Origin of the sequence: Actinoplanes sp. NBRC 101535, from assembly GCF_030269225.1 — a bacterium.
Taxonomy (GTDB): Bacteria; Actinomycetota; Actinomycetes; order Mycobacteriales; family Micromonosporaceae; genus Actinoplanes; species Actinoplanes rectilineatus.
Genome location: NZ_BSSY01000002.1, coordinates 829,727 through 855,022, shown reverse-complemented (window position 1 = coordinate 855,022; position 25,296 = coordinate 829,727). Strand labels below are relative to the sequence as shown.

Below are 25,296 nucleotides of genomic sequence, written 5' to 3'. Positions count from 1 at the left end.
CCCCCGCCGGCGGCCGGAACTCGGCGCAACAGTGATCAAGGCCACACGGCGTGGTCGCACGCGGCACAAGACCTGTCCACCGAGGCGATCGGGCCTCCTCTGACGGCCACCGGACACTCCTCTGGCCGGTTTTCCGTCGCCTCCTCGACGCCGTCCACGCTCACCGCCGATCGTGCCCGACTCGGCGGAACGGCCGGCCGGGCGCGATCAGGTCGGTTACGCCTCGAAGCGGGCGCGGCGGCGACGCCCGATCAGGAAGCCGGCGCCTCCGAGGAGCAGGAGCGCACCTCCGACGCCGGCCACAGCGCCGGAGGCGGAACCCGTCACGGGCAGCCCCCCGCCCTCGCCGCCCTCGTCCTCATCGCCACCGGGGGCGGCCGGACTGACGCTGGTCGTCGCGCCCGGAGCGACGCTCGTCGTCGCCGACGGTGACACGCTCGCCGTCGCGGACGGCGTCACACTGGGCGACGCCGACGCCGACGCCGAGGCCGAGGCCGAGGGCCCGGCAGCGCAGTCGAGCTCACGGGCGACATACAGGCCGTCGTTCAGGTACGCCAGATAGGAGTCGAGGGTCGCGTCGTCGAGCACTCTCTGCGCGGCCGCCCGCACGTTGGTGCCGGCGTCGGTCATCGTGCGGCCGACCGAGATCCGCAGATCCACCGTCCAGGCGCTCTGCATGCCCTTCTTGAGGAAGGCCCGCAGGTCGTCCGCCGTGCCGTCCAGGTGTTCCTGCATCGCGGGCGGCAGGACGGGCAGCGCGTCGGCCTTCACCGCGGCCAAGATCTGGTTGGCGAGGACTCGGATCTCCACGTCGGTGGCGGTGTCCAGGTCGATGGTGACCAGCTCGCGGATGTCCTTGTAGAGCTTGCGTTCGACCGTTTGGCAGGCCGCGTCGGGCCCGGGCACCGCGGCCTGCGCCGCCACCGGCGCCACCGGAATCAGCAGGGCCAGCGCCGTCAGGACACCGGCGGGAATCGTACGTCGCATGTGGTCTTACTCCCCGTTGAAGGCCGAAACCCGAAGATATTAGCGTCGATGGGTTAACAGCGGGTGCCGCCCGGAACGGCGCGGGCGGAGCAGCCGGCGTGGGGACCGGGGCCGGGTGCGGCCACGGTCCGGCTCATCTGCGGAATTTCCGTTTGCGCAGCACACCGGCCCGGCGGGCGCCGATCCTGGGGTTGCGAACAGCTTGACAGGTGACCAAATGGTCACCTAAATTTGCCGCATGACCGACGAGCTCGACCTGGTGTTCAGGGCACTGGCCGACCCGAGCCGCCGCTTCCTGCTGGACCTGCTGTTCGCCCGTGACGGGCGCACCCAGACCGAGCTGGAGTCCGAGTTGGCGATGACCCGATTCGGCGTCGCCAAGCACCTCAAGGTGCTCGAGGAGGCGGGTCTCGTCGTCACGCGCCGGTCCGGCCGGGAAAAGCTGCACTTCCTCAACCCGGTCCCGATCCGGCAGATCCACGACCGGTGGATCGACAAATACACCGAACAGCACGTGACCGCACTCATCGATCTCAAGCGAGCGCTGGAGGAAGAGCCATGAGCGAGACGCAGGTCCACCGGATCTGGATCAAGGCGACCCCGGAGAAGATCTGGGACGCGATCGTCGACCCGGAGTGGAACAAGAAATACGGCTACGCCGCTCCCCAGTTCTACGAGCTACGCAAGGGCGGGCGATACCACTCGGTCCCGAGCCAGGAGATGAAGGACTACTCCGCCCAGCAGGGCTGGCCCCTTCCGGACGTGATCGTCGACGGCGAGGTGCTCGAGGCCGAGCCTCCGCGCCGGCTGGTGCAGACCTGGCGGATGCTCATGGACCCGACCTGCGCCGCGGAACCGTTCACCACGCTCACCTACGAGATCGAGGACTCCTCCCCCGGCGTCTGCCGGGTCACCATCACCCACCAGCTCGACGGCGCACCGGCCACGGCGAACATGACCCGCGGCAACCCAGACGCCGGCGCGGAAGGCGGCGGTGGCTGGGCGTGGGTGCTCAGCGATCTCAAGTCGCTCCTGGAGACCGGCAAGGTCCTCACCCAGGCATAACGCGAGCCAGGCGGTTCCCGCACTCTTCTTTCTCTTGTACGCCTACCGGATGTACCCGGGCTACCACGCGACCGTCTGCCCTCTCCCTGCCGTAGCGCCACCGCCGGGAGAGGGCGGGTGGTCACCGCCCGGTTAATCCGGTCGGCCGGGGGAACTCGGAGGGCATCAGCACCGGACATCCGCGGGGACCACACCGGCACCGCAGCGCACCGGCGCCCGTGACGAGGAGGCGATGTCGTGGAGAACCCGCGCGAGCAGTACCCGAGGCCCGAACTGAACGGCGGCGACCTGACTCCGCCCGGCCTGACCTCGCAGATGCCGGACCGGCCGGATCACGGCGAGCAGTCCTACCGCGGCACCGGCCGGCTCACCGGTCGGCGGGCCGTCATCACCGGCGGCGACTCGGGCATCGGGCGGGCGGTGGCGATCGCGTTCGCGCGTGAGGGTGCCGACGTGCTGATCTCGTACCTGCCGGAGGAGGAGCCGGACGCCCGGGAGACCGTGCAGTGGATCGAGAAGGCCGGCCGTAAGGCGGTGACCGTGCCCGGTGACATCCGCGACGAGGCGCACTGCCGGACGATCATCGACCGTGCCCGCACCGAACTCGGCGGCATCGACATCCTGGTGAACAACGCGGCGTACCAGATGGCGCAGCCCGGCGGGATCACCGACATCACCGACGAGCAGTTCGACCGGGTGATGAAGACGAACCTGTACGCGATGTTCTGGCTCTGCCGGGCCGCTGTCCCCCACATGCCGCCCGGTGCGACCGTCATCAACACCGCGTCGATCCAGGCATACCTGTCGTCGAGCGCGCTGCTCGACTACGCCACCACCAAGGGCGGCATCGTCGCGTTCACGAAAGCACTCGCCGAGGACCTGGCCGAGAAGGGCATCCGGGTCAACGCGGTCGCGCCCGGCCCGATCTGGACGCCGCTGATCCCGGCCACCATGCCGGAGAAGAAGGTCCGCTCCTTCGGCGCCGACACACCCCTCGGACGGGCCGGCCAGCCCGCCGAGTTGGCCGCCGCCTACGTCCACTTCGCGAGCCCGGAGTCGAGCTACACCACAGGCGAGGTCCTCGGCGTCACCGGAGGCAAGCCGGTGAGCTGACCCCGGACCGGTGAGCCGTTCCCGGGAGGGCCGAGCCGATCCGGGGAGAACCGAGTCGGCTTCAGGACGGTGAGCCGACCTCGGGAGTGCCGACGCAGTCCCCCGGGAACGGTGAGAGGCCGGCCGCGGGACGGAGCGGGAACCGGTGGTGGGGACGGCCTGCCCTCCGCGGTGGGGTGGGCAGGCTCGTCCTGACGGGTGACCGGTGGAGCCGTGTGCGGCTCAGAACAGGCCGGCGATCCAGGTGTAAGCGGTCACCACCCACGCCGTCTGGCGCAGGAAGGCGACGCCGACGCCGACCAGGAACAGGGCGGTCACCAGGTGGGAACCGCGGGCGGTGTTCCGCTGACGGCCCATCTGGCGTTCCAGCACGACCCGGCCGACGAGGCGGGAGAGCGCGAAGACGCCTGCGGCGACGACGAGTGACACCACGTACACGATGAAGGCGTTGGCCAGTCCCTCACCGGAGGCCAAAGCCCACAGACCCCAGCAGACGAAGGAGAAGAGCAGCGCCGCGCTTGTCCACTCGCCGCCGCGGCGCAGCCGCTGGATGTGCCAGTCGAGGCTGCGCGGGGGCTGCTCGGGACGCTCCGGCTCACCGTGCCACTCGGCCGTCGACGTGTGTTCCTCATGCTGCGGGGCGCGCGGGCTCACCTGTGCCCGGCCGCGACTGAACGGCGACCGGTCCGCGCCTGCGGCGCCCTGCGGGGCCGGGGACTGCGGCACAGACGCGCGGGCCGCGCCCTGCGGGGCGGGCGACTGCGGCGCACCGACACGGGTGGCGTCCTGCGCAGCCGTCGACCGCGGCGCACCGGCATGGGCCGACTGCGGGTGACGCGCGGTCTCCTGCATGTCCGGCTTGGTCGGGTCGGCATCGGACCCGAACGGCGACGGTGAGACCGGCGCCGTGGGTGGCTCGGCCCACGGGTCCTGCGGTGGCATGTTGAGCGTCCGCTCCGGCCACTGCGGTTGCTCCGGCATCTTTCCCCTCTCGGCTGCGGTCGGCGACCGCTCACTTCGAGCGTAGCGAGCCCGCATAATCGCTCGCCCTGACACACAGCTGTCCGTTACACACAAGCCATGAACGATGAGGTTGCGCTACGGCCGGCGACGACGGACGACTTCGCGGCGGTCTGTGATCTGCTCGACACGGTCTTCCACGAGGACACCGACGGTGAGCCGCGGGAGCGCATCGCCGAGATCTACGAGCCGGAACGCTCGCTGGCCTGCGTCGACGGGTCGTCCCTGGTGGGCCACACCGCCATCCTGAGCAGGGACTTGACCGTGCCCGGCGCGGTGGTTCCGGCCGCGCACGTGACCGGCGTGGGTGTCGCCCCCACGCATCGGCGGCGGGGCCTGCTCACCCGCATGATGCACCGCCAGCTGCAGGACGTCGCCGCGGCCGGGCGGGAACCGATCGCGGTCCTGTGGGCGAGTGAGACCACGATCTACCCCCGGTTCGGGTACGGACCGGCCTCGTCACGCCTGATGCTGCAGATCGCGAACCGTGAGGTACGTCTCCCCGCTCCTTCGGACGTGCCGGCCGGACGGCTGCGGATGGCCGATCCGGCGAGCGTGCTCACCGATCTCGGCAAGGTCTACGAGCAGCTGCGCCCGGAGCGGGTCGGCTGGTCGAACCGCGACGACCGCTGGTGGCGGACCACGATCTCCGACCCGAAGGATCATCGCGGGGGCGCCACCCCGTTGCGCGCGGTGGTTCACGACACCCCGCACGGCCCTTCGGGGTACGCACTGTGGCGCGTCAAGGACGACTGGACCGACCGGGGGCCGAACGGTGAGGTCCAGGTCCAGGAGATGGTGGCCGCCGACCCGCAGACCTACGTCGCGTTGTGGCGTTTCCTGCTGGGCATCGACCTGACCCGGTCGGTGACGATGCGCCGGGGCGCGCTCGACGAGCCGCTGCGGTTCCTGGTCGACGAGCCGCGCCGGCTGGGCACGTCCCTGGGTGACGGCCTGTGGGTCCGGATCGTCGATCTTCCGGCGGCGTTGGCGGCCCGCCGGTACGCGACTCCGGTCGACGTGGTCCTGGAGGTGACCGACCCGCTGCTGGAGGGCAACAACGGGCGCTGGCGGCTCACCGGCGGACCCGACGCGGCGAGGTGTGTGCCGACCACCGACCAGGCCGACCTGTCCTGTTCGGTGACCGAACTGGGCGCCGCCTACCTGGGCGCGACCTCGCTGTCGGTCCTCGCCGCGGCCGGCCGGGTCCGGATGCTGACCGGCAACGATCCGAGCGTCGCGTTCGGCTGGCACCGGGCCCCGTCGCCGACCGACAGCTTCTGACCGACATCACACCTGCGGGGGTACGGTCGGCGGATGGGCCAGCCCGAACACCGACGTCGCCGCATCCGCCCCGCCTCCTCCTCGTCGCGTGAGGCGGCCCGTGAAGCGGCCGCGCAGGAGGAGGCGGCGCAGGAGGAGGCGAACCAGCTGGACGCCGATCAGGGCGGCAGCGTTCCGGCCGCGGAGTCCGGCGACGTCACCCGGAAGGTGCCCGTTCCCGGACCGCCACCCGGTCATGTCCCGCTGCCCACTCCCCCGGCAGAGGTGACACCGGTTCCCGGTCCGCCGCCGAGCCCGGCACCGGTGCCCACGCCGCCGCTGGCCACCGCACCGGCACCGGTACCGACGCCGCCCCCAGCCTCCACGCCGGTGCCCACGCCGCCGCTCAGTGCGGCTTCAGCACCGTCGGTCCCCGTGCCCACGCCGCCGCCCTCTCCCCCGGCAGGCGTTCCGGGGCCCCGGCCCGGGGTCCCCGCGGAGTCGGACGAGAACAAGGCCGAGCGTTCGCCGCAGCGGCCGGTTCGCAACGGGTACCGGCGTCCCCCGTCCGGAGGCGGCGGCAACGGCGACGAACGGGATGCCGAGCGTGGCCTGCGAGGCCTGGTCGGGTCCGGCTCTTCGCAGGTCAGCGTGGGTGCCGCTCTCCGTGCCCGGGACGCCTCACGCCCCACTGACGAGCAGTTCGCGGAGGCCGAACGCGACCTTCCCATCGTCCGCCGCAACTGGACGCCGCGCGAGGACCTGCCCCGCCGCTGACCGGAGCCCGGCGGCGGGAGCGGCGCGCGAGGCCGAGAACCGCCCGGCCGCCCACCACACCGACTGGACACCGGCGGCGGGACAGACGAGAGCAGCGTGTGAGGCCGAGGGCTTCACACGCTGCGGGAGTTGCCGTCTTGCGGTCAGACCGACGGGGCGGTCTCCGGCAGCTCGGGCAGCTCACGGTCCGTCTCGTAGGACGCCAGCTGGGAGATCCGGCGGGCGTGCCGCGCGTCGCCGGAGAACGGCGTGGCGATGAACGCCTCGACGAAGGCGGTGGCCTCGTCGAGGGTGTGCTGCCGGGCGCCGATGGCGATCACGTTGCTGTCGTTGTGCTGGCGGGCCAGCTGGGCGATCTCGGTCTTCCACGCCAGCGCGGAGCGGACGCCGGGGACCTTGTTGGCGGCGATCTGCTCGCCGTTGCCGGAGCCGCCGATCACGATGCCGAGGGAGCCCTTGTCGGCCACCACCTTGGCACCGGTGTGGAAGCAGAAGGCGGGGTAGTCGTCCTCCGGGTCGTAGGCGTGCGGGCCGACGTCCACGACGTCGTGGCCCTGCTTGATCAAGTGGTTGACGAGGTGCATCTTCAGCTCGTAACCGGCGTGGTCGGAACCCAGGTAGAGACGCATGTCGGGAGTCTTTCAGAAGGTGAGGGCCGAACGCAGGGCGGAGGCCACCTGATCCGCCGCGGCCCGGGCGGCGTCGATGGTGGCCAACTTGCGGGCGAAGCCGTGGTTCACGCCCATGTAGCGGGTGTGGACCACCGGGACTCCGGCGGCGATCAGCGCGTTCGCGTAGTCGGCGCCTTCGTCGCGCAACGCATCGTACTCCGCGGTGATCAGCAGAGTCGGCGGCATTCCGGACAGATCCGCCACCGCCAGGGGCGCGACGTCCGGGGTGAAGCGCAGTGCCGGGTCCGGCACGAACGTCTCCCAGGCCAGTTTCATCGAGGCGCGGTCGAGGCCGTACGCACCGACCTCGTCGTAGCTCTCGGCGGAGGTGAGCGGGTCCAGGGTCGGGTAGATCAGCACCTGGAAGTCGAGCGGGGTGGCCGCGTCGCGTTGCCGGCGGGCGGTGACCGTGGCGAGCTGGCCGCCCGCGCTGTCGCCGCCGATCGCCAGCCGGGACACGTCCAGCCCCAGGTCGGCCCCGGAGGTCCGCAGGTAGTCCAGCACCGTCGTGGTGTCGTCCAGGGCCGCCGGGAAGACGTGTTCGGGTGCCAGGCGGTAGCCGACCGACAGCACGGCACAGCCGGACCGTTCGGCGACCCGGCGGCAGAACCGGTCCACGGTCTCGATGCTGCCGTAGCACCAGCCGCCGCCGTGCAGGTAGACCAGGACCGGGGTGCCGGTCCTGGTCGCGTACAGCCGGCAGGGCACCCCGCCGGCGTCCAGGTCGACGACGACCGGCAACGGGATCGCCGGGCCGGTCTCCGCCTCGTTCGACTCCTCCATCGCGGCGCGCATGCCGAGCAGCCGGTGGTAGGGGTCGGCGGCCAGTTCGTCGGCCGTGGGTTTGCGCCGCAGCTTCGCGGCCGCGGTCACCTGGGGGTGGATCATCAGCGGAGCTGGGCGAGGACGAGACCGCCCCGGGCCTTCGGCGTGAACCAGGTGCTCTTGCGTGGCAGCTTGAGGCGTTCCAGGTTGACCTCGACGAAGTCGTCCACGGTGACCGGGGCGATCAGGATCGCCAGGTCGGCCCGGCCCGCGTCGACCTCGTCGCGCAGCCACTCGACCGGGTAGTCCCCGCCGATGTAGGCGATCCGCTTGTCGCCCGCGTCCAGGCCCAGCGCGTCCCGCAGCAGGACGCGTTCGACCAGGGCGTGGTCCAGGTTCTCCACCGCCGTGCCGTCCGGGTCCGGTGGCAGGCCGATGGCGAAGGAGCGGCCGGCCGCGTACACCTCGATGGAGGTCTTGGCCGGAAGCTGCGCGGGACGCGGCAGTTCGGTGACCGTCGCCCCGGCCGCGCGGAGTCGCCCGAGAAGGTCGCCGAGGTCTGCCGGAAGCTCGCTGACCAGCCGGTTGTAGGGCTGGATGGCGACCGACGCGGGCGTGGTCACGACCGCGAGGAAGTGTTCGAGGCCGCCGGTCTGCGCGGCCAGGCTGCGGTGGTTGCCGTCGGCGACCACCAGTTCGCCGCCGCCGGCCAGGTCGAGGAGCTGGGTCTGCAGCTCGCCGGGGCCCAGCACCCAGATCGCGTGGGTGCGCCCGGTGGGGTCCACGTCGGTCGCGGCGGGCTCGCCCGCCTTGCCGGTGGCGTCGGCGAGAGCTGCGTGCAGCTCCTCGCCCTTGCCGGTCTGCAGCAGGAGTACAGGTGAGAGCAGCGTCCCGACGGCCTCGGCGAGAGCCACGCGCTCACGGACCTTGCTGATGAAGACGTCCTCGTTGCGGATGACCAGGCCCGGCTCGTCGGCGCTGGTGGAGATCTGGCCGGTCTCGACCATGCTCCACAGCCCGTAGGCCGGGGCCTCCCCGTCGGCGCTGATCCGGTAGAGCACGACGACGTGCTCGGCGGCCTGATAGCGGCCCTCGGACTTCGCCCGCTCCAGCCGGACCACCGCGTCCGGGAGGGATTCGAGGAAGGACTTGCCGAGGGAATCGGGGGCGAGATGCGGCATCTCCACGGCCAGCGCGCTGTGCGGCGCGGCCGTGATGATCTCGGTGATCTCGGCGTCGTCGGCGAACTCGTCATAATTCTGGGCACCGGTACCGCCATTGGTGATCCAGGCCCGGCTGATCGGGTGCACGACCGTCATGGGGGGCAACTTACCCGGCTCGCCTGCGACGCCCGCCTACCGGCATGTTCCCCCGTGACCTGCTCAACGGCGTATTGACATGCGGACTCGCGGTCACCGTGACCGGAGGCGCGACCATCAGCGCCACCTCGGCGGGCAGGTCCGCCCACACCCCGCGCTGTACTCCGATGCTCGATCCCACCGGTTCGTTCTCCGGCATACCCGCCTCCGTCGTTGGATGGGTGCATATGTCACCCATCCAACGACGGCGTACACCCGGCGGAGTCGTGATTCCCGATATGCGATCAGTCGAAGATCGGACCGATGTCCCGGCTTCGCTTGATCTCGAAGAATCCGGGGGTGCCGGCGACGAGCACGACGCCATCCCAGAGCTTGCCGGCCGCCTCGCCCTTGGGCGCCGGCGTGATCACCGGGCCGAAGAAGGCGATGGTCTCACCCGGGTTCGGTCCCGGCGCGTGGATCACCGGGGTGCCCACGTCGGTGCCGACCGGTTTCATGCCCGCGTTGTGGCTGGTGCGCAACGCCTCGTCGCGGGCGTCGGTGGTCGCCGCGGCGGCCAGTTCGGGGTCCAGGCCGACCTCGGTCAGGGCCTCGCGGAACAGTTCCTCGCCCAGCTCGTACTTCTGCAGGTGGATCCGGGCGCCGAGGGCGGTGTAGAGGTCGCGCAGCACCTCCGGCCCGGCGGTCTCGGCGGCGGCGATGCAGACCCGCACCGGCCCCCAACCCCTGGTCATCAGTTCCTGGTAGCTCTCGGGAAGGTCGCGGCCTTCGTTGAGGACGGACAGGCTCATCACGTGGAAACGGATGTCGAGGGGGCGGACCTTCTCCACTTCGAGAAGCCAGCGGGAGGTGATCCAGGCCCACGGGCAGAGCGGGTCGAACCACATGTCGACGGTGGCACGGTTGGTCATGACTTGAATGATCCTCCTAGGTCGGGGCCCGGTCGGGGTGAGTTGCGTCGCCGTAGGCGCATAGGCTTCGAGGAAACGCAGTAGCTCGAAGGAGAGTGCACGTGGCCGGAGTTCACAACCTGACCCAGGTCGAGGCCGCGGAGCGTGGTCGTTTGCTCGAGGTGACCGGGTACGACATCACCCTTGACCTGACCGACGGGCACGGCAACCCCGGTTCCGAGACGTTCCGGTCCACCACCGTGATCAACTTCCGGTGCGCCGAGCCGGGTGCGGAGACGTTCGTCGAGGCCGCGGCCGCGACGATCCACTCCGCGACGCTGAACGGCGCGCCGCTCGACATCGGCGCCTGGACGCCCGAGACCGGCCTGACCCTGACCGGTCTGGCCGAGGAGAACACCCTGGTCGTCGACGGCGACTTCGGGTATTCCGCGAGCGGGCAGGGCGTGCAGCGCAGCCTCGACCCGGTCGACCAGGAGATCTATCTCTACAGCCAGTTCGAGACCGCGGACGCCCAGCGCGCCTACGCCTGTTTCGACCAGCCCGACCTGAAGAGCGTCTTCACGTGGCACGCCACGGTGCCGGCGCACTGGAAGGTCATCTCGAACATGCCGGCCGAGAGCGAGGCGCCGGCCGCCGAGGGCGCCAAGACGGTCCACTTCGCCACCTCGGCACGCATGAGCACCTACATCACGGCGATCTGCGCCGGGCCGTACCACGAGGTGCGGGACTCGCACGACGGCATCGAGCTGGGTGTCTTCTGCCGGTCCTCGATGGCGCAGTACCTCGACGCCGACGACCTGTTCACGATCACCAAGCAGGGCTTCGACTTCTTCCACGAGCAGTTCGGGGTGCGGTACCCGCTGCCGAAGTACGACCAGCTGTGGGTGCCGGACTTCAACGCCGGCGCGATGGAGAACTTCGGCTGCGTCACGCACGCCGAGGCGCACTACATCTTCCGCTCGCAGGTCACCGATTACGAGTACGAGCAGCGCGCCAACACCATCCTGCACGAGCTCGCGCACATGTGGTTCGGTGACCTGGTCACCATGCGCTGGTGGAACGACCTGTGGCTGAACGAGTCGTTCGCCGAGTGGGCCAGCCACTGGTGCAACACCGAGGCCACCCGGTTCTCCGACGCCTGGTCGACGTTCCTGTCGATCCGTAAGGCCTGGGGCTACCGCCAGGACCAGCTCTCCTCCACCCACCCGGTGTACTGCGAGATGCCGGACCTGGAGGCGGTCGAGGTCAACTTCGACGGCATCACGTACGCCAAGGGCGCCAGCGTGATCAAGCAGCTGGTCGCGTACGTGGGGCTGGACCCGTTCCTGACCGGCCTGCGGGCGTACTTCGCCAAGCACGCCTGGGGCAACGCCACCTTCGACGACCTGCTCACCGAGCTGGAGACCGCGTCCGGCCGGGAACTGCGCAAGTTCGCCGCGCAGTGGCTGGAGACCGCCCAGGTCAACACGCTGCGCCCGGTGGTCGAGGTGGATGCCGACGGTGACTACGCCAGCGTGCACGTGCTGCAGGAGGCCCCGGCGGACTACCCGACGCTGCGGACCCACCGGATCGGCATCGGCCTGTGGGACCTCGACGGCGACCGGCTCGTCCGGCGTGAGCTGATCGAGGTGGACGTGGCCGGGGAACGCACCGAGGTCACCGCGCTCGCCGGGGTCAAGGCGCCGGATGTGCTGCTGCTCAACGACGAGGACCTGACGTACGCGAAACTGCGCCTCGACGAGCGTTCGCTCGGCACCCTGGTGCAGCACATCGCCGGTTTCGAGTCGTCGCTGCCGCGGGCGCTGTGCTGGGCGGCCGCGTGGGACATGCTGCGCGACGCCGAGATGGCGGCCCGGGACTACGTGACCCTGGTCGTCGCGGGTCTGCCGGCCGAGACCGACATCAACCTGGCCACGGCCACGCTGCGGCAGGCCGGGATGGCCCTGACCAGCTTCGCCGACCAGCGCTGGGCGCCGACCGGCTGGGGCATGCTGGCGTCGATGGCCGCCGGGCAGCTGGCCACCACCGAACCGGGCAGCGGATGGCAGCTCACCTGGGCGCGGGCGTTCATCACCGCCGCGCGTACCCCGGACGAGGCCGCGGTGCTGCGGGGCTGGTTCTCCGGCACGTCCCGCCCGGAGGGTCTGGTCGTCGACACCGAGCTGCGGTGGAGTCTGCTGCAGGCGTTGTCCGCGCTGGGTGCCGCGCAGGAGTCCGAGATCGACGCCGAGCTGGCCGGTGACAAGACGGCGAGCGGCGAGCGGGAGGCGGCCATCGCCCGGGCGCTGGTGCCGTCCGCCGAGAACAAGGCCCGCGTCTGGGCCGAGCTCACCGGGCCGAAGGCGCTGCCGAACTGGCTCAACCGGTCCCTGCTGCAGGGCTTCCAGAGCACCCGGCAGGTGGCGTTGACCGCACCGTACGCGGAGAAGTTCTTCGACGTGGTCGCGGACGTGTGGGCCCGCTCGGACAGCGAGCCGGCGCAGGAGTTCGCTCAGTTGGCGTACCCGGCGTACCAGATCAGCGAGGAGACGGTGGCGCTCACCGACGCCTGGCTGGCCCGCGACGGTCACCCGGCGTCGCTGCGCCGCCTGGTCGCCGAGGGGCGTGACGGCATCCTGCGGGCGCTGAAGGCCCGGGCCAAGGACGAGTCCGCGGCCTGATCAGAGGCCTATCGACAGAGGGCCCCTCCACCTGAGACGGGTGGAGGGGCCTTTTGCATGAAATGAGTTACCCGGCGGAAACGCCGTGATTACAACTCTGTGTAAGTAGGCTGGCACTCCGCGGTGATGGAGGTGGCCCGTGACGATGCTGAGCCCGAGCGCTCCGGCCCGCTGGCATGCGCCGGACGGACCGTGGACCGAGCCGGACCTGCACCTGTTCCCCCAGGACGGGCACCGCTACGAGATCGTCGAGGGTGGCCTGCACGTCTCCCCGCCGACCACCGAGGCGCACGACGCGCTCGTCGAGTCGATGGTGGGGACGCTGCGGCCGGTCGCCCCGGCCGGCTGGTGGGTGTGTTCCCGGATCGGCATCGCGACGCCCACGAGCAACGTGGTGCCGGATGTGATGGTGCTGCGCCCGCGCGTCTCCGGCTCGATCTGGGTCTCGCCCGCCGAGGTGGCCCTGGTGGTGGAGGTCGAGGCGGAGGGGACGCGCAGTTACGACCGCTTTCTCAAACCCGCGGTGTACGCCGCCGCGGACATCCCGGCGTTCTGGCGGGTGGAGCTGACCGCGGCCGGCCCGGTCGTGCGGGTGTACGCCCTGGACGGTGCGGGTGGTTATCGGCTGACCCGCAGCGTCGAGGGCGCCGAGAACACGAAACTCGACGCCCCGTACCCGGTGAAGGTGGCACCGGCCACCTGGCGCTGAGTTCTGGAGAGTGGACCGGAGGCGGGTCAGGCCCGTCCGGCGTGGCTCGCCAGCTGGTCGATGCCGACCAGCAGACCACCGGCGAGGTCACCGACGGAGAACGACGCGGTCATCGAGAAGACCGCCAGTTTCGCGTCGTGGTCCGAGATCCGCCTGCGGGCGGCGGAACCGATGACGATCTCCAGCACGCGCTGATCGGGCGAGAGCGCGATCAGGACGCCGGTCTGCGGCGCACGGGTCTGCTGGTGCAGTTTCTCCGCCGCGGCACGGGCCGGCTCCTCCAGCTCACCGAGGTAGATGCTGAAGTTCAGGCCGGTCACCTGGTCGGCGGTGCTCAGTGCCTCGTCGAGGTGGCGAAGCTCCCGAGTCGTGAAGGGACTGTCTGCCGCCTGGCCGATCTGGGCGACCTCACCACTTGCCACTTGCGCCTCCTGTGGGACCGGGCTGGACCGGGGAGCCCGAGCTGTCCTCGATCACGAGGTGGTGCCCGCCGCCGGCGACCGGGGCGACCTGGGCCGGTGAGGCCGTGAACCACATGGCCGGGAAGTCGAACGGCGAACCGGGCCGGTAACGACGGGACGGCTTACCCCGCTCGGCACCGGTGAGAACGAGAGTCGCCACCGCCCCGATGACCGCGGCCGGAATGATCACAAAGACCAGAACGGTGCTGATAATTGACAACTGAACGCCCCCAGGCGCCGGTGATCCTCTTGATTCTGAACATCAATCACGGTAGCGGAGCGCGTGTCGTCCCGGAGCGTCGGGTCTCGAACCGGGGTCTCACGCCGTCGGGATCTACGCGGAATGTGCCCCGGGGTGCGAAAATCACCCTCACGCGCCGTCCGTGTGCATCCGTTCCCGGACGGCCTGGAGGGGGGAATCCATGCGTACGTCCGTCCCCGCCGCTGCAGCGGCGATGGCAGCGACCCTGGCACTCACCGGCACACCCGTCCTGCTTCACGCGGGGGCCGCCCACGCGGCGGCTGCCGTCTTCGTGGAGCTCAATCCCAGCACCGTGCCCGCCGGGGACGAGATCGCCCTGCGCGCCTCCTGCGACGACAACCTGAAGGCGGCGACCGTCACCGCGGAACCGATCGGCGAGGTCACCGTCGAGCCGCAGTTCGGTTTCCTGACCGCCACCGAGCGGGTTCCCGGCGACACCGAGCCCGGCGACTACCCGGCGCTGCTGACATGCCCGGACGGCAAGTCCGCGACGGCCACGCTGCACGTGGTCGCGGCGTACGAGCCACAGCGCGGCCCGGCCACCGGGGGCGGTGGCACCGCGTCCGGGGCGACCCCACCGGTTCTGATCGGCGGGGGCATGGCGGCGCTGCTGGCCGGCCTGATCCTCTCCGCGGTGGCGCTGCGCCGCCGCCGGGCCGGCTGAGGCGGACGGCATGGCGGACGAGACACGACGACCACCCGCCGGTTCCCGGGTCCCGGAGGCGGTGGCCCGGAAACGGCCGGCCCAGGTGATCACGCCACCCCCACCCGGGGTGGTGACCGGCCCGCTGCCGGCACCGCAGGCCGCGCCCGGCAGGTCGTCCTTCCGGGTGCCCCGGCAACGGCGCAAACCCCCGGCGCAACCCCGGCGGCGGCGCCGCGGCCGGGGCGAGATGATCGGGCTGATCGCCCTGGCGCTGCTCTTCGTCGGCCTGTTCGTGGTCGCCATGGGGGTGGGTGCCGCGACCGGTTTCAACCTGGGCGGCGGGCTGTTCGGCGAGCAGTCCGCGCCGACGGCCCGGGACTTCCCGGTGCTCGACCCGAGCCGGCCGCAACGCCTGGACATCCCGTCGATCGACGTGTCCGCGCCGATCCTCGAGGTGGGCCGCGCCGACGACGGTTCGGTGGAGGTGCCCCCGCTGAAACGGCACAACGAAGCCGGCTGGTTCGACGGCGGCCCGACACCGGGACAGTTCGGGCCGGCGCTGATCGTCGGGCACGCCGACACCCGGACCGGTCCGTCGGTCTTCCACGAGCTGGGCCGGCTGAAGCCCGGTCAGGACATCGAGGTGGCCCGGGCCGACGGCTCGGTGGCGGTCTTCGAGGTCAACTCGGTGGAGAGCTTCGACAAGGACCGGTTGCCGGTGCAGCGGGTCTACGGCGACTACAGCCGCCCGTCGCTGCGCCTGATGACCTGTGGCGGGACGTGGCTGGGTGGGGACGAGGGCTACTCCGACAACGTCGTCGTCTTCGCCTCGCTGGTGGACTCACACCGGGGCTGAGCGCTGGCTCACACCGGACCGAGCCGTGCCTCACACCGGGGCTGAGCGCCGCCTCACGCCGAACCGAGCCCTGCCTCACACCGGGGCTGAACGCTGTCTCACACCGGACCGAGCCGTGCCTCACACCGGGGCTGAGTCCCGGCTCACGCCGCCTCGGCCTCCACCGGGGCGGTGGGCAGGTCGAGCCAGTCCTTCCAGCGGGGGTCCGGGGTGCGGTGGCCGAGCACCCGCCAGGCCACACCGCGCGGGGCGGCCGGGGCGGCGTGCAGCCGCCAGCCCAGCTCGGCCGGGGTCTTGTCGCCCTTGCTGTGGTTGCACTTGGCACAGGCGGCCACGACGTTGTCCCAGGCGTGCAGACCGCCGCGGCTGCGCGGGAAGACGTGGTCGATGGTCTCGGCGGAACCCCGGCAGTAAGCACAACGGCCTCCGTCCCGGGCGAAGATCGCTCGGCGAGAGAGGCCGACATGAGTGCGGTACGGCACCTTCACGTACCGGGTGAGGCGGACCACCGACGGGACGGGAAGCGTGTGATGTGCGCTGTGTAAGAGACCGTCTCCGTCGGAGACGCACTCGGCCTTGGCGGTCAGCAGCAGGATGGTCGCCCGACGCACCGATACGACGCACAGCGGCTCGTAGGTGGCGTTGAGAACTAACGCGGAAGAGCCCACTGTAGGTCGTATGTCAGGCATCGAGATCACCCTTCGGTGTCAGTTGCTTGTAACCGCTCCCAAATAGCCCATGCGTGTGTGATGTGGGCCTCTCCGACCGAGACCCGTGCGCCAATAGTCCCTGATGGATGACCAAATTGCGAGCACAATCTGTGGCCGGGCGGTAAACGTCTGAGGTCTTCACCCAGCTGGACCCGGTACTTTCTCTCCTCGTGCTGCCATTAGCTCCGTCCCCCGACCCCTCGTTCTCCGTCCCGGATGTCGACCTCACCAAGTCGTGTCAGGCCGACGCCGTCTGCGACTGGCTCCTCGACCAGAACGTCCCGGACTGGATCGCCCAGAGCGGCTACGTCATCGTGGTGAAGCCCTTCCGGGTGCTCGCGATCATCGTGGTCGCGCTGCTGATCCGGTGGGCGCTGCACCGGGGGATCTCCCGCCTGGCGGCCAGCACCTCGCGGGCGGCGATGCCCGCGCTGCTGAAGCCGCTGAAGGAGCGGCCCGACGTGGCGGCCGAGGAGGTGCAGTTCATCCCGGAGCGCCGCCGGCAACGGGCCGAGGCGATCGGGTCGGTGCTGCGCAGCTTCGTCAGCGCGATCGTCTTCACCATGGCCACCCTTCTGGTGCTGGGTGAGTTCGGCTTCAACCTGGCGCCGCTGCTGGCCAGCGCCGGCATCGTCGGCGTGGCGCTCGGTTTCGGCGCGCAGAGCCTGGTGAAGGACCTGATCGCCGGTCTCTTCATGCTTCTGGAGGACCAGTACGGCGTGGGCGACACGGTCGACCTGGGCGAGGCCATCGGTGTGGTGGAGAGCGTCGGCCTGCGGATCACCACGGTCCGCGACGCGCGGGGTGTGCTCTGGTACATCCGCAACGGCGAGATCATCCGGGTCGGCAACAAGAGCCAGGGCTGGGCGATGGTCGTGATCGACATCCCGATCGGCTTCGTCAACTCGGAGGAGGCGATGGTCGTGCTGCGGAGCGCGGCGGCCAAGGTCGCCGAGACGCCCGAGCACCAGACCGAGTTCCTGGAGGCGCCGGACGTGATCGGCGTCGAGCAGATCACCGTGGACGGCGCGGTGGTGCGGACCATCGCGAAGACGACCTCGGACGCGCAGGCGGTCATCCAGCGGGATCTGCGCAAGGCGCTGTCCGACGCGATGGACGCCTCCGGACTGTCCGAACGGATCGCCGCCTCCCGGCTCGCGCCGCGCAGTGCGGTGCCTCCGGCCTGGATGCTGGGCTCCGAAAATTCTTCGCCTTCGATCGACGACCAGGCCACCGGCACGGGCAGTTGACCTGCGCATACGCCAGGAGCTGCGGTTCTGCCCTCCACCGAATGGCCGGTTCTCGACCCAACCACCCTAGCGTCAACTAGGACGATCGGGCAGAATCCGCTACAGCTTCTGTATATGCACGGCACGTTCGCCCGGGTAGCCGTGAGCGTGTCCGGCCCCGCCGACTCCTCGGCGGGGCCGACAGCGATGGAGGGCTCTGGTGGCGAACGACCCCGCACGGCCGCGCGATCCGGCCGAGGTGGTGACTGAAAGCAACCCTAAAGTCACCTACAGTGCCGTCTTTGCGGATCGTGAGTACCGCGCGCTGTTCCTCTCCACCCTGATCAACTGGATCGGCGACTACCTGTCGCGGGCCGCGGTCACCGTCCTGGTCTACCACCAGACCCAGTCCGCCCTGCTCTCCGCCGCCTCGTTCGCGATCGGCTACGTTCCCTGGCTCTTCGGCCCGGTGCTGGCGGCGTTCGCGGAGCGCCACCCGTACCGCCGGGTCATGATCGTCTCCGATCTCAGCCGGATGGTCCTGATCTCGCTGCTGCTCCTGCCGCAGCTGCCGGTCCCGGCGATGTTGCTGATCCTGCTGGTCGCCGGCATGTTCGCGCCGCCCACCCAGGCCGCCCGCTCGGCCCTGCTGCCCACCGTCGTCGGCCGGGAACGGCTCGCGCTGGCCCTGACCATCAGCCAGACCGCATCACAGACCGCCCAGGTCTTCGGGTACCTCGTCGGGGCCACCGTCGCGGTGGCGCTCACCCCGCGGATCGCCCTCGGCGTCGACGTCCTCACCTTCGCGCTCTCCGCCGCACTGATCGCCTTCGGGGTGCGGCACCGGCCCACCACGATGAGCAGCGCCCAGCGCACCCACCTGCTGCACGAGACCGCCGAGGGCTTCCGGCTGGTCTTCGGCCACCCCGTGCTGCGGTCCATCGCCGTCGTGGTGTTCACCATCACCGTCTTCGCGATCGTCCCGGAGGGACTGGCCGCCGCCTGGGCCGCGGACATCACCACCGACCCGGAGACCCGCGGCCTCGGCCAGGGCCTGATCATGGCGGCCGGGCCGGTCGGCTTCATCATCGGCGGCACCGTGTTCAACCGGATCGTCCCGGCGGAACGGCGGGCCCGGCTCATCCCGGTCCTCGCGGTCCTCCCGCCGTTGCTGCTGGTGCCCAGCCTGCTCGCCCCGGCCGCCCCCGCCGCCGCGCTGATGGTGCTCTCCGGCGGCCTGGTCCAGGGCGCGCTCACCCCCACCCTGAACGCGGTCTTCGTGCTGGCCCTGCCGCACGGCTTCCGGGCCCGCGCGTTCGGCGTGATGAGCAGCGGCATCCAGATCAGCCAGCTGGCCGCGGTCCTCACCACCGGCAGCCTGGCCGAACACTTCCGGGTCCCGATGGTGGTCGGCCTGTGGAGCGCCGGCGGTGCGGTCGCCATGCTGTTCCTGGCGTTCTTCTGGCCCGCTCCGGCGGCCTTCGCCCGGGCCACCGCCGACGCCGCGGCCACCATGCCCGACGAGGAGAAACCGGCCGCCCCGCCGGTCCGGCAACCCGGCCCCGCCGACGCGGACACCGGCTCCGGCACGGTCCCGACGACGAGCGTCACACCGGAGCGGTCCTAGCCCCGCGGAACGACCCTGGCAGGATGGAACGGTGAGCGAACCCGTACCGGACGAGGCCACGACCTTCTTCACCGCTGTCGGCGGCGAGCCCACCTTCCGGCGACTCGTGGACAGGTTCTACGAGGGCGTCGCGGAGGACCCGCTGCTCCGGCCGATGTACCCCGAGGAGGACCTGGAGCCCGCCGCCGACCGGCTCACGCTCTTCCTGATGCAGTACTGGGGCGGCCCCAACACGTACTCCGCCAGCCGCGGCCACCCCCGGCTGCGCATGCGGCACGCGCCGTTCCGGGTCGACCCGGCCGCCCGTGACGCCTGGCTGCACCACATGCGGGTCGCCGTCGACTCGCTGGAGCTGTCACCGCAGCTGCACACGATGCTCTGGGACTACCTGGAGCGCGCGGCGTACTTCATGGTGAACACGATGGATCCGGCGGAGCCCGCGCACTGATCGTGTCGCGCCCGCCGGTGGCTCGTTGATCGGGTTGACAATCAGCGATCGTCCCGGAGACGTCGCTCGAACCCGGGAGCCCGCCGCATGCGCCGTCGCCTGCTCGCCGCCGTCGTGGCCACCACGGCCGTCGCCGCCCCGGCGGTGATCGCCGCGCCACCGGCCGTCGCGGACCTCGCCCACACCGCGGTCGTCTCCGCCGACCCCGTCGACTGGACACCGCACGTGCTCGACGGCACGGTCTGGTCCCTGGCCCTGGTCGGGGACACCGTGGTGGTCGGGGGCGCCTTCACCAAGGTGGCCGACAGCCGGCGTCGCCAGACGTACGCCCGGAAGAACATCTTCGCGTTCGGCCTGCGCGACGGGCAGATCCGCACCTTCGCCCCGCAGGTGGACGGCGCGGTGTACTCGCTCGCCGCCGGCGCCGACCACACGGTGTACGTGGGTGGGGCGTTCAAGCAGGTCAACGGCGCAGCCCAGCGGGGACTGGCCCGGCTCGCGGTGAGCAGCGGGGAGCGGCTCGGATCGTTCGGCGCCCGGATCAACTGGGGCGACGTGCGTGCCCTGGCCGCCCGGGACGGTCAGGTCTACGCCGGCGGGACGTTCTCCGCGATCAACGGGGTGAACCGGGTCGGTCTGGCCCGGGTGGACGCCGGCAGCGGCGCGGTCGACCGGGACTTCGACGCCCGGCTCGCCGGCCCCGGCCTCAAACGGACCCGGGTCGAGCACTTCGACATCTCGCCCGACGGTCGCAAACTGGTCGCGGTCGGTGCGTTCCTGCGGGCGGGGGCCTACGAGCGTACGCAGATCGCCGCCTTCGATCTGGGCGGCGCGGGAGCGGCGCTGTCCGACTGGTACACCGATGCCTACCGGCCGGCCTGCATGAAGGGCTTCGACACGTACCTGCGGCAGGTGAAGTTCTCGCCGGACGGGTCGTACTTCGTGGTGGCCGCGACCGGACGGGCCTCGTCGGCGCAGACCCTGTGCGACTCGGCGGCCCGGTTCGAGGCCCGCAGCCCCGGGCGGCACGTCCCGACCTGGGTGCAGCGCACCGGCGGCGACTCGTTGTACGCCGTCGCGATCACCGGCCCGGCTGTCTATCTCGGCGGGCACCAGCGCTGGTTCGACAACCCGTACGGCACGGACGGCAGTGGCCCCGGCCCGGGCGCGGTCTCGCGTCCCGGGATCGGCGCCGTCAACCCGTACACCGGAAGGGCTCTGGCCTGGAACCCCACCCGCTCGCGCGGTGTCGGCGTCCGCGCCTTCCTGTCCGTGCCCGGTGGCCTGCTCGTGGGTTCCGACACCGACCAGCTGGGCCGTGAGTACCACGGCCGCATCGGCCTGTTCCCCAACCCCTAAACAACAACAAAAACCAAAACAAAAACGCACATATAGACCAACCACCCACTCAGGTCTGGAACGGCCGCGACCAAGTCGCGTAGCGCCGCTGGTGACGAGAGCCCGAAAAACAACTAGGCGAAGCCGTCGGTTGTTTTTCGGGCTCTCGTCACCAGCTCAGAGGCGCGAAGCCGGCGAGCGGCAGCGAAGCCCAGCAAGCAACAGGCCTCAGCCACCCACCAAAAACCCGGCTACAGAAGAGCACCCTCGTCGTGGAGCCAATCCACGAAGGACGTGGCCACCGCCGCGCCGCAGTCGAGAAGCTCCACCAGGAGGGTGTCGTGGACGCCCGCCGCCAGCGGCACCTGCAGTTCGGCGTATATCGGCAGTTGACCCCGCTCGGTGGGGTCGCCGACGTAGGCCTTGCAGAAGCGTCTCGTGTGATTCCACTCGTTGACCACGCGATACGCGCGATCGGCCCAGTCGGGCGGGACCGTCGCGTGTGGGCGGGCCCGCATCACGAGGATCTCGTCGTCGGGCCCCTCGAGGGTGAACAGCACGGCGTGCCGTTCCCACATCGCCAGGAGGCTGCCGCCCCCGTCGGCGAGGAACCGGATGTCGAGTAGGTCGAGCGCCTTGCCGATGCGCGTGAGCGCGACAGGCGTGACCGCATCGGATCCACTCGTGGACAGTTCGGACGGAACTCCGGACCGGGCCGGCTCGCGCTGTGCCGGGACGCCGACGCGGACGGGGTTCTGCACCGCAACCTCGCCACCGGCAGTCGGCTCGTTACCCGCGGCCGATCCCGGACGCCATGACCACCACGGCATCGTGTGCACCTCACTCCCCAACAGACCCACTGCCGGACGTAGCAGTGGATCCGAGGGCCGACGGTACCCGTACCGTTCCTGAAGGTCATCCCCCCAACGGGAGGGCGGGACCGGAAGGACGATGAGACGTCACCCTTTCGGGTGAGACGCCATCGGCATAACGGTCAATTTATGAACGCTCTGTCGCCAAGCTACTCCATATGGTGCAGAAATTCCCACCCAACTAACCGCGACCCGAACTCGCGCCTCAGCCGGCTCCGAACCCCGCGGACCCAGAAAACCCATCCGGGCGACTGCCTGGACGAGCCTCTGGGACACCTCGACCGGGCTACCGGAGTCGGGAGTGACGACCAGAGCGACATGGTCGAGAAGGGCGTCGCGGACCGCTCGCTGACCCACCGCGCGACCGGACACGCCGCCCGCGGAGATCTCCCGGAGGGTGCCGGCGGCGGCGGTGGCGAGCCGGGCGAGTTCGGCACCGGCGACCGATTCCACCGCTTGACTGGCGGCCGGCGGAAGCGCCCAGCGCCACTGGGTGTCCCGCCGCTCCGGCAGCCGGTCGCCGCCGGCCGCGAGCACCGCGAGCAGATCGGACGCGGAGACGGTGGCGTCACCCGGACCGGCGCCGGCCACCTCGCGGGTGACCAGCACGTCCCAGGGCAGATGGGCCCAGAGAGCGGTCCGGCCGCCGGTCGAGCGCAGCCGGACCGGGGCGGACGGGTCCAGGCGGGTCAGACGGGCCAGGAACGCGCCTGCGTCAGGAACCCCGAGCAGGCCGTGCCCTGTCATGACCCGCCGCCCGGAATGACGCCACCCGGAGTGGCACCGCCGGGTGCGGAAGAGGCCGACCGCGAACCGCCTGCCGTGTACGGCCTCAGGAAGTCGCGCTCCTCCGGCGTGAGCCGCCGCGGGTGGCCCTTGGCCAGGTCGTACGGCACGCAGACCGTTTTCGCCCGGCTGGCCAGCACCCCGTCGTCGTACAACTCGTAGGAGACGGTGAACGCGGCCGCCCGCAGCTCGGACACCCACGACTCGATGCGCACCGGGTCGCCGAAGTCGACCGGCCGCAGGTAGTCGATCTCGTGCCGGGCGATCACGATGCCGTCGGAGAACGTGACGAGACCGGACTCCTTGGCCGCGGTGAACACCATCGCCACGCGCGCCTCCTCGTAGAGGGTGAGGAAGCGCGCGTTGTTGACGTGCCCGTACGCGTCCATGTCGGACCAGCGCACCGGCACGTCGTAGATGAAACGATCAGTCACGGGTCAGCTTGCGGTACGTGACCCGGTGCGGCCGGGCCGCCTCGGCGCCGAGGCGGTCGATCTTGTTCTTCTCGTACGCGTCGAAGTTGCCCTCGAACCAGAACCACTTGTCCGGGTCCTCCTCGGTGCCCTCCCACGCCAGCATGTGCGTGGCGACCCGGTCGAGGAACATCCGGTCGTGGGAGATGACCACGGCACAGCCGGGGAACTCGAGCAGCGCGTTCTCCAGGCTGCCGAGGGTCTCGACGTCCAGGTCGTTCGTCGGCTCGTCGAGCAGGATCACGTTGCCGCCGATCTTCAGCGTCATCGCGAGGTTGAGCCGGTTGCGCTCGCCACCGGACAGCACCTTGGTCGGTTTCTGCTGGTCCGGGCCCTTGAAGCCGAAGGCCGCGACGTACGCCCGGGACGGCATCTCGACCTTGCCGACCATCATGTGGTCGAGACCGTCGGAGACGACCTCCCACACGGTCTTGGTGGGGTCGAGGCCGGCACGGCTCTGGTCGACGTAGGACAGCTTGACCGTCTCGCCGACCCGCACCGAGCCCTCGTCCGGCTGCTCCAGCCCGACGATGGTCTTGAACAGCGTGGTCTTGCCGACGCCGTTCGGGCCGATGATGCCGACGATGCCGTTACGCGGCAGCGAGAACGACAGGTGATCGATGAGCGTGCGCCCGTCGAAGCCCTTGACCAGCTCGTTGGCCTCGATGACGGTGTTGCCCAGACGCGGGCCCGGCGGGATCTGGATCTCCTCGAAGTCCAGTTTCCGGGTCTTCTCCGCCTCGGCGGCCATCTCCTCGTACCGGTCGAGCCGGGACTTGCTCTTGGTCTGGCGGGCCTTGGCGTTGGACCGCACCCACTCGAGCTCCTCGGAGAGGCGCTTCTTCATCTTGGCGTCCTTGCGGCCCTCGACGGCCAGACGCGCGGCCTTCTTCTCCAGGTAGGTGGAGTAGTTGCCCTCGTAGCCGATGGCCCGGCCGCGGTCCAGCTCGAGGATCCAGCCGGCCACGTTGTCCAGGAAGTACCGGTCGTGGGTGATCGCCAGAACGGTTCCCGCGTACTTGGCCAGGTGCTGCTCCAGCCAGCTGACGCTCTCCGCGTCCAGGTGGTTGGTGGGCTCGTCGAGCAGGAGCAGGTCGGGCGCCTCGAGCAGCAGCTTGCAGAGGGCGACCCGGCGGCGCTCACCACCGGAGAGCTGGGTGACGTCGGCGTCCGGCGGCGGGCAGCGCAGCGCGTCCATCGCCAGCTCGAGCTTGGAGTCGACGTCCCAGGCGTCGAGGTGGTCGAGCTCCTCCTGGAGCTTGCCCATCTCGTCCATCAGTTCGTCGGTGTAGTCGGTGGCCATCTGCTCGGCGATCGCGTTGAACCGCTCCAGCTTGGCCTTGGTCTCCGCGACCGCTTCCTCGATGTTGCCGAGGACGGTCTTCTCCTCGTTGAGGGGAGGCTCCTGCGCGAGCATGCCGACGGTGTGGCCGGGCATGAGCTTGGCCTCGCCGTTGCTCGGCATGTCGAGGCCGGCCATGATCTTGAGCAGGCTGGACTTACCCGCGCCGTTGGGGCCGACCACACCGATCTTGGCGCCTGGCAGGAAGCTCAGCGTCACATTGTCGAGCACGACCTTGTCGCCGTGCGCCTTGCGCGCCTTTTCCAGGACGTAGATATATTGGGCCACGGTGTGCCCTACCTCCGAGATCGTGGGTTGTCGGTGCCGATAATCAAAGGACAATCTTTCCAGGTGCCGACACCGCTGCGAACGACAACCCCGGGCGGCCCGCCGGGATTCCCCCGTGCTCAGCTCACGACCACCCGTTGTTCCTCCTGTCGGCCGTCGGTGTAGGAGATCAGCAGACGTTGCGAGTCGACCGTGAAGAGGTTGCCGTCCCAGGCCCGCGCGACGTACCCGGAGCCGACGGGCTGCACGTCATCGAGGAAGAGCGCGGTCTTGCCCTCCACCCACGGCGCACCGGCACCACCCTTGTTCGCGTGGTAGAAGAACCGCCCGGCCTCGTCCTCACAGATCCAGATCTCGGTCCGCTTGGCCGTCGTCACGTGCAGCACCTCGCGCAGCACCCCGGTGCCACCCTGCTCGGCCCCGACCGACTGGGTCTGCTCCGGGCACGGGTCACCGTCGACCACGACGTAACCGGAGTCCGCGGTGTTCGCCACATTCCGACTGTTTCGGTGCTGACTGAGCAGATACCCGCCGATCATCCCGATGATCGTCAGCAGCACCGTGGCGATCACCACAGGGAAGAACAACGGCCGCCGCTGCTGGGAATGATCATCGTCGGGAGTCACCGGCTCAGGATGGCACCCGACCCCCAGGTGGTCCATCCACCCGGATCAGCGACGTGGGAAAGCGGCACGAAA

The 25,296-nt window shown here is 70.4% G+C and carries 27 protein-coding genes; 13 read left to right on the top strand and 14 right to left on the bottom strand.

What is annotated here, in order from left to right; genetic code table 11:
- Positions 1 to 216 precede the first annotated feature (216 nt).
- Positions 217 to 987 (bottom strand): LPXTG cell wall anchor domain-containing protein, encoded by a 771-nt coding sequence (locus QSK32_RS08980; protein WP_045745153.1) that lies wholly within the window; start codon positions 985 to 987, stop codon positions 217 to 219.
- Positions 988 to 1,225: 238 nt separating this feature from the next.
- Here QSK32_RS08980 and QSK32_RS08975 point away from each other — a divergent pair, with 238 nt between their 5' ends.
- The 3 genes from QSK32_RS08975 to QSK32_RS08965 all read left to right on the top strand — a co-directional run bounded on the left by QSK32_RS08975 (position 1,226) and on the right by QSK32_RS08965 (position 3,165).
- A complete protein-coding gene (locus QSK32_RS08975) occupies positions 1,226 to 1,549 on the top strand; it encodes an ArsR/SmtB family transcription factor (RefSeq protein ID WP_285471628.1) in 324 nt (107 codons plus the stop codon).
- On the top strand, positions 1,546 to 2,052 hold the full coding sequence (locus QSK32_RS08970) for an SRPBCC domain-containing protein (RefSeq protein WP_045745155.1): 507 nt from the start codon (positions 1,546 to 1,548) through the stop codon (positions 2,050 to 2,052). The genes QSK32_RS08975 and QSK32_RS08970 overlap by 4 nt, the downstream gene beginning before the upstream one ends.
- Positions 2,053 to 2,289: 237 nt before the next feature.
- On the top strand, positions 2,290 to 3,165 hold the full coding sequence (locus QSK32_RS08965; protein ID WP_353050960.1) for an SDR family oxidoreductase: 876 nt from the start codon (positions 2,290 to 2,292) through the stop codon (positions 3,163 to 3,165).
- A 222-nt stretch (positions 3,166 to 3,387) separates the two neighbouring features.
- Here the strand turns inward: QSK32_RS08965 and QSK32_RS08960 are convergent, their stop codons facing one another.
- Positions 3,388 to 4,146 carry a DMT family transporter gene (locus QSK32_RS08960; RefSeq protein ID WP_285471627.1) on the bottom strand — a complete coding sequence of 253 codons (759 nt, stop codon included), beginning with the start codon at positions 4,144 to 4,146 and terminating at the stop codon, positions 3,388 to 3,390.
- Positions 4,147 to 4,245: 99 nt separating this feature from the next.
- Here QSK32_RS08960 and QSK32_RS08955 point away from each other — a divergent pair, with 99 nt between their 5' ends.
- Positions 4,246 to 5,469 (top strand): GNAT family N-acetyltransferase, encoded by a 1,224-nt coding sequence (locus QSK32_RS08955; RefSeq protein ID WP_045745158.1) that lies wholly within the window; start codon positions 4,246 to 4,248, stop codon positions 5,467 to 5,469.
- Positions 5,470 to 5,838: 369 nt separating this feature from the next.
- Positions 5,839 to 6,225: a hypothetical protein gene (locus QSK32_RS45445; RefSeq protein WP_083449337.1), complete on the top strand. Its 387-nt coding sequence runs from the start codon at positions 5,839 to 5,841 to the stop codon at positions 6,223 to 6,225.
- Between the two features lie 143 nt (positions 6,226 to 6,368).
- Here the strand turns inward: QSK32_RS45445 and QSK32_RS08945 are convergent, their stop codons facing one another.
- The 4 genes from QSK32_RS08945 to QSK32_RS08930 all read right to left on the bottom strand — a co-directional run bounded on the left by QSK32_RS08945 (position 6,369) and on the right by QSK32_RS08930 (position 9,891).
- Entirely contained in the window at positions 6,369 to 6,854 is a 486-nt protein-coding gene (locus QSK32_RS08945) for a ribose-5-phosphate isomerase (RefSeq protein ID WP_045745159.1), read from the bottom strand.
- Positions 6,855 to 6,866: 12 nt separating this feature from the next.
- Positions 6,867 to 7,784 carry an alpha/beta hydrolase gene (locus QSK32_RS08940; protein ID WP_045745160.1) on the bottom strand — a complete coding sequence of 306 codons (918 nt, stop codon included), beginning with the start codon at positions 7,782 to 7,784 and terminating at the stop codon, positions 6,867 to 6,869.
- Complete coding sequence (locus QSK32_RS08935; protein WP_045745161.1) at positions 7,784 to 8,980, bottom strand: DUF1015 family protein; 1,197 nt, start codon at positions 8,978 to 8,980, stop codon at positions 7,784 to 7,786. Before QSK32_RS08935 ends, QSK32_RS08940 begins: the two co-directional genes overlap by 1 nt.
- A 284-nt stretch (positions 8,981 to 9,264) precedes the next feature.
- Positions 9,265 to 9,891, bottom strand: a complete 627-nt coding sequence (locus QSK32_RS08930; protein ID WP_285471626.1) for a mycothiol-dependent nitroreductase Rv2466c family protein — start codon at positions 9,889 to 9,891, stop codon at positions 9,265 to 9,267.
- A 101-nt stretch (positions 9,892 to 9,992) separates the two neighbouring features.
- Here QSK32_RS08930 and pepN point away from each other — a divergent pair, with 101 nt between their 5' ends.
- Both pepN and QSK32_RS08920 read left to right on the top strand, forming a co-directional pair.
- Positions 9,993 to 12,551: an aminopeptidase N gene (pepN, locus tag QSK32_RS08925; protein ID WP_045745163.1), complete on the top strand. Its 2,559-nt coding sequence runs from the start codon at positions 9,993 to 9,995 to the stop codon at positions 12,549 to 12,551.
- Between the two features lie 145 nt (positions 12,552 to 12,696).
- The gene (locus QSK32_RS08920; RefSeq protein ID WP_045745209.1) at positions 12,697 to 13,260 is read left to right on the top strand and encodes a Uma2 family endonuclease; all 564 of its coding nucleotides are present in this window, start codon (positions 12,697 to 12,699) and stop codon (positions 13,258 to 13,260) included.
- Positions 13,261 to 13,286: 26 nt separating this feature from the next.
- Here the strand turns inward: QSK32_RS08920 and QSK32_RS08915 are convergent, their stop codons facing one another.
- Entirely contained in the window at positions 13,287 to 13,682 is a 396-nt protein-coding gene (locus QSK32_RS08915; RefSeq protein WP_045745164.1) for a DUF5130 family protein, read from the bottom strand.
- Positions 13,669 to 13,911 (bottom strand): aa3-type cytochrome oxidase subunit CtaJ, encoded by a 243-nt coding sequence (gene ctaJ, locus QSK32_RS08910; RefSeq protein ID WP_285471625.1) that lies wholly within the window; start codon positions 13,909 to 13,911, stop codon positions 13,669 to 13,671. Before ctaJ ends, QSK32_RS08915 begins: the two co-directional genes overlap by 14 nt.
- A 232-nt stretch (positions 13,912 to 14,143) precedes the next feature.
- On the opposite strand from ctaJ, the gene QSK32_RS08905 reads away from it, so the two are divergent.
- Together QSK32_RS08905 and QSK32_RS08900 are read left to right on the top strand one after the other, a co-directional pair.
- On the top strand, positions 14,144 to 14,647 hold the full coding sequence (locus tag QSK32_RS08905; RefSeq protein ID WP_045745166.1) for a hypothetical protein: 504 nt from the start codon (positions 14,144 to 14,146) through the stop codon (positions 14,645 to 14,647).
- Between the two features lie 10 nt (positions 14,648 to 14,657).
- The gene (locus QSK32_RS08900) at positions 14,658 to 15,485 is read left to right on the top strand and encodes a class F sortase (RefSeq protein ID WP_285471624.1); all 828 of its coding nucleotides are present in this window, start codon (positions 14,658 to 14,660) and stop codon (positions 15,483 to 15,485) included.
- A 143-nt stretch (positions 15,486 to 15,628) separates the two neighbouring features.
- Here QSK32_RS08900 and QSK32_RS08895 read toward each other — a convergent pair whose 3' ends face one another.
- A complete protein-coding gene (locus QSK32_RS08895) occupies positions 15,629 to 16,174 on the bottom strand; it encodes an HNH endonuclease (protein ID WP_045745167.1) in 546 nt (181 codons plus the stop codon).
- A gap of 194 nt (positions 16,175 to 16,368) precedes the next feature.
- Here QSK32_RS08895 and QSK32_RS08890 point away from each other — a divergent pair, with 194 nt between their 5' ends.
- The 4 genes from QSK32_RS08890 to QSK32_RS08875 all read left to right on the top strand — a co-directional run bounded on the left by QSK32_RS08890 (position 16,369) and on the right by QSK32_RS08875 (position 20,858).
- On the top strand, positions 16,369 to 17,445 hold the full coding sequence (locus QSK32_RS08890; RefSeq protein ID WP_483757023.1) for a mechanosensitive ion channel family protein: 1,077 nt from the start codon (positions 16,369 to 16,371) through the stop codon (positions 17,443 to 17,445).
- Between the two features lie 199 nt (positions 17,446 to 17,644).
- Entirely contained in the window at positions 17,645 to 19,051 is a 1,407-nt protein-coding gene (locus tag QSK32_RS08885; protein ID WP_285471623.1) for an MFS transporter, read from the top strand.
- 31 nt (positions 19,052 to 19,082) lie between these two features.
- Positions 19,083 to 19,499 carry a globin gene (locus tag QSK32_RS08880; RefSeq protein WP_045745169.1) on the top strand — a complete coding sequence of 139 codons (417 nt, stop codon included), beginning with the start codon at positions 19,083 to 19,085 and terminating at the stop codon, positions 19,497 to 19,499.
- A gap of 87 nt (positions 19,500 to 19,586) precedes the next feature.
- A complete protein-coding gene (locus tag QSK32_RS08875) occupies positions 19,587 to 20,858 on the top strand; it encodes a delta-60 repeat domain-containing protein (RefSeq protein WP_045745170.1) in 1,272 nt (423 codons plus the stop codon).
- A 230-nt stretch (positions 20,859 to 21,088) separates the two neighbouring features.
- Here QSK32_RS08875 and QSK32_RS08870 read toward each other — a convergent pair whose 3' ends face one another.
- The 5 genes from QSK32_RS08870 to QSK32_RS08850 form a co-directional block, all read right to left on the bottom strand.
- Positions 21,089 to 21,667, bottom strand: coding sequence for a type III secretion system chaperone family protein (locus QSK32_RS08870; protein ID WP_045745211.1), 579 nt, complete (start codon positions 21,665 to 21,667; stop codon positions 21,089 to 21,091).
- Positions 21,668 to 21,796: 129 nt separating this feature from the next.
- Positions 21,797 to 22,456 carry a DUF8185 domain-containing protein gene (locus tag QSK32_RS08865; protein ID WP_285471622.1) on the bottom strand — a complete coding sequence of 220 codons (660 nt, stop codon included), beginning with the start codon at positions 22,454 to 22,456 and terminating at the stop codon, positions 21,797 to 21,799.
- Positions 22,453 to 22,929 carry an acyl-CoA thioesterase gene (locus tag QSK32_RS08860; protein WP_083449332.1) on the bottom strand — a complete coding sequence of 159 codons (477 nt, stop codon included), beginning with the start codon at positions 22,927 to 22,929 and terminating at the stop codon, positions 22,453 to 22,455. Before QSK32_RS08860 ends, QSK32_RS08865 begins: the two co-directional genes overlap by 4 nt.
- Positions 22,922 to 24,598: an energy-dependent translational throttle protein EttA gene (ettA, locus tag QSK32_RS08855; RefSeq protein WP_045745172.1), complete on the bottom strand. Its 1,677-nt coding sequence runs from the start codon at positions 24,596 to 24,598 to the stop codon at positions 22,922 to 22,924. Before ettA ends, QSK32_RS08860 begins: the two co-directional genes overlap by 8 nt.
- 119 nt (positions 24,599 to 24,717) lie before the next feature.
- Entirely contained in the window at positions 24,718 to 25,224 is a 507-nt protein-coding gene (locus QSK32_RS08850) for a hypothetical protein (RefSeq protein ID WP_285471621.1), read from the bottom strand.
- Between the last annotated feature and the right edge of the window lie 72 nt (positions 25,225 to 25,296).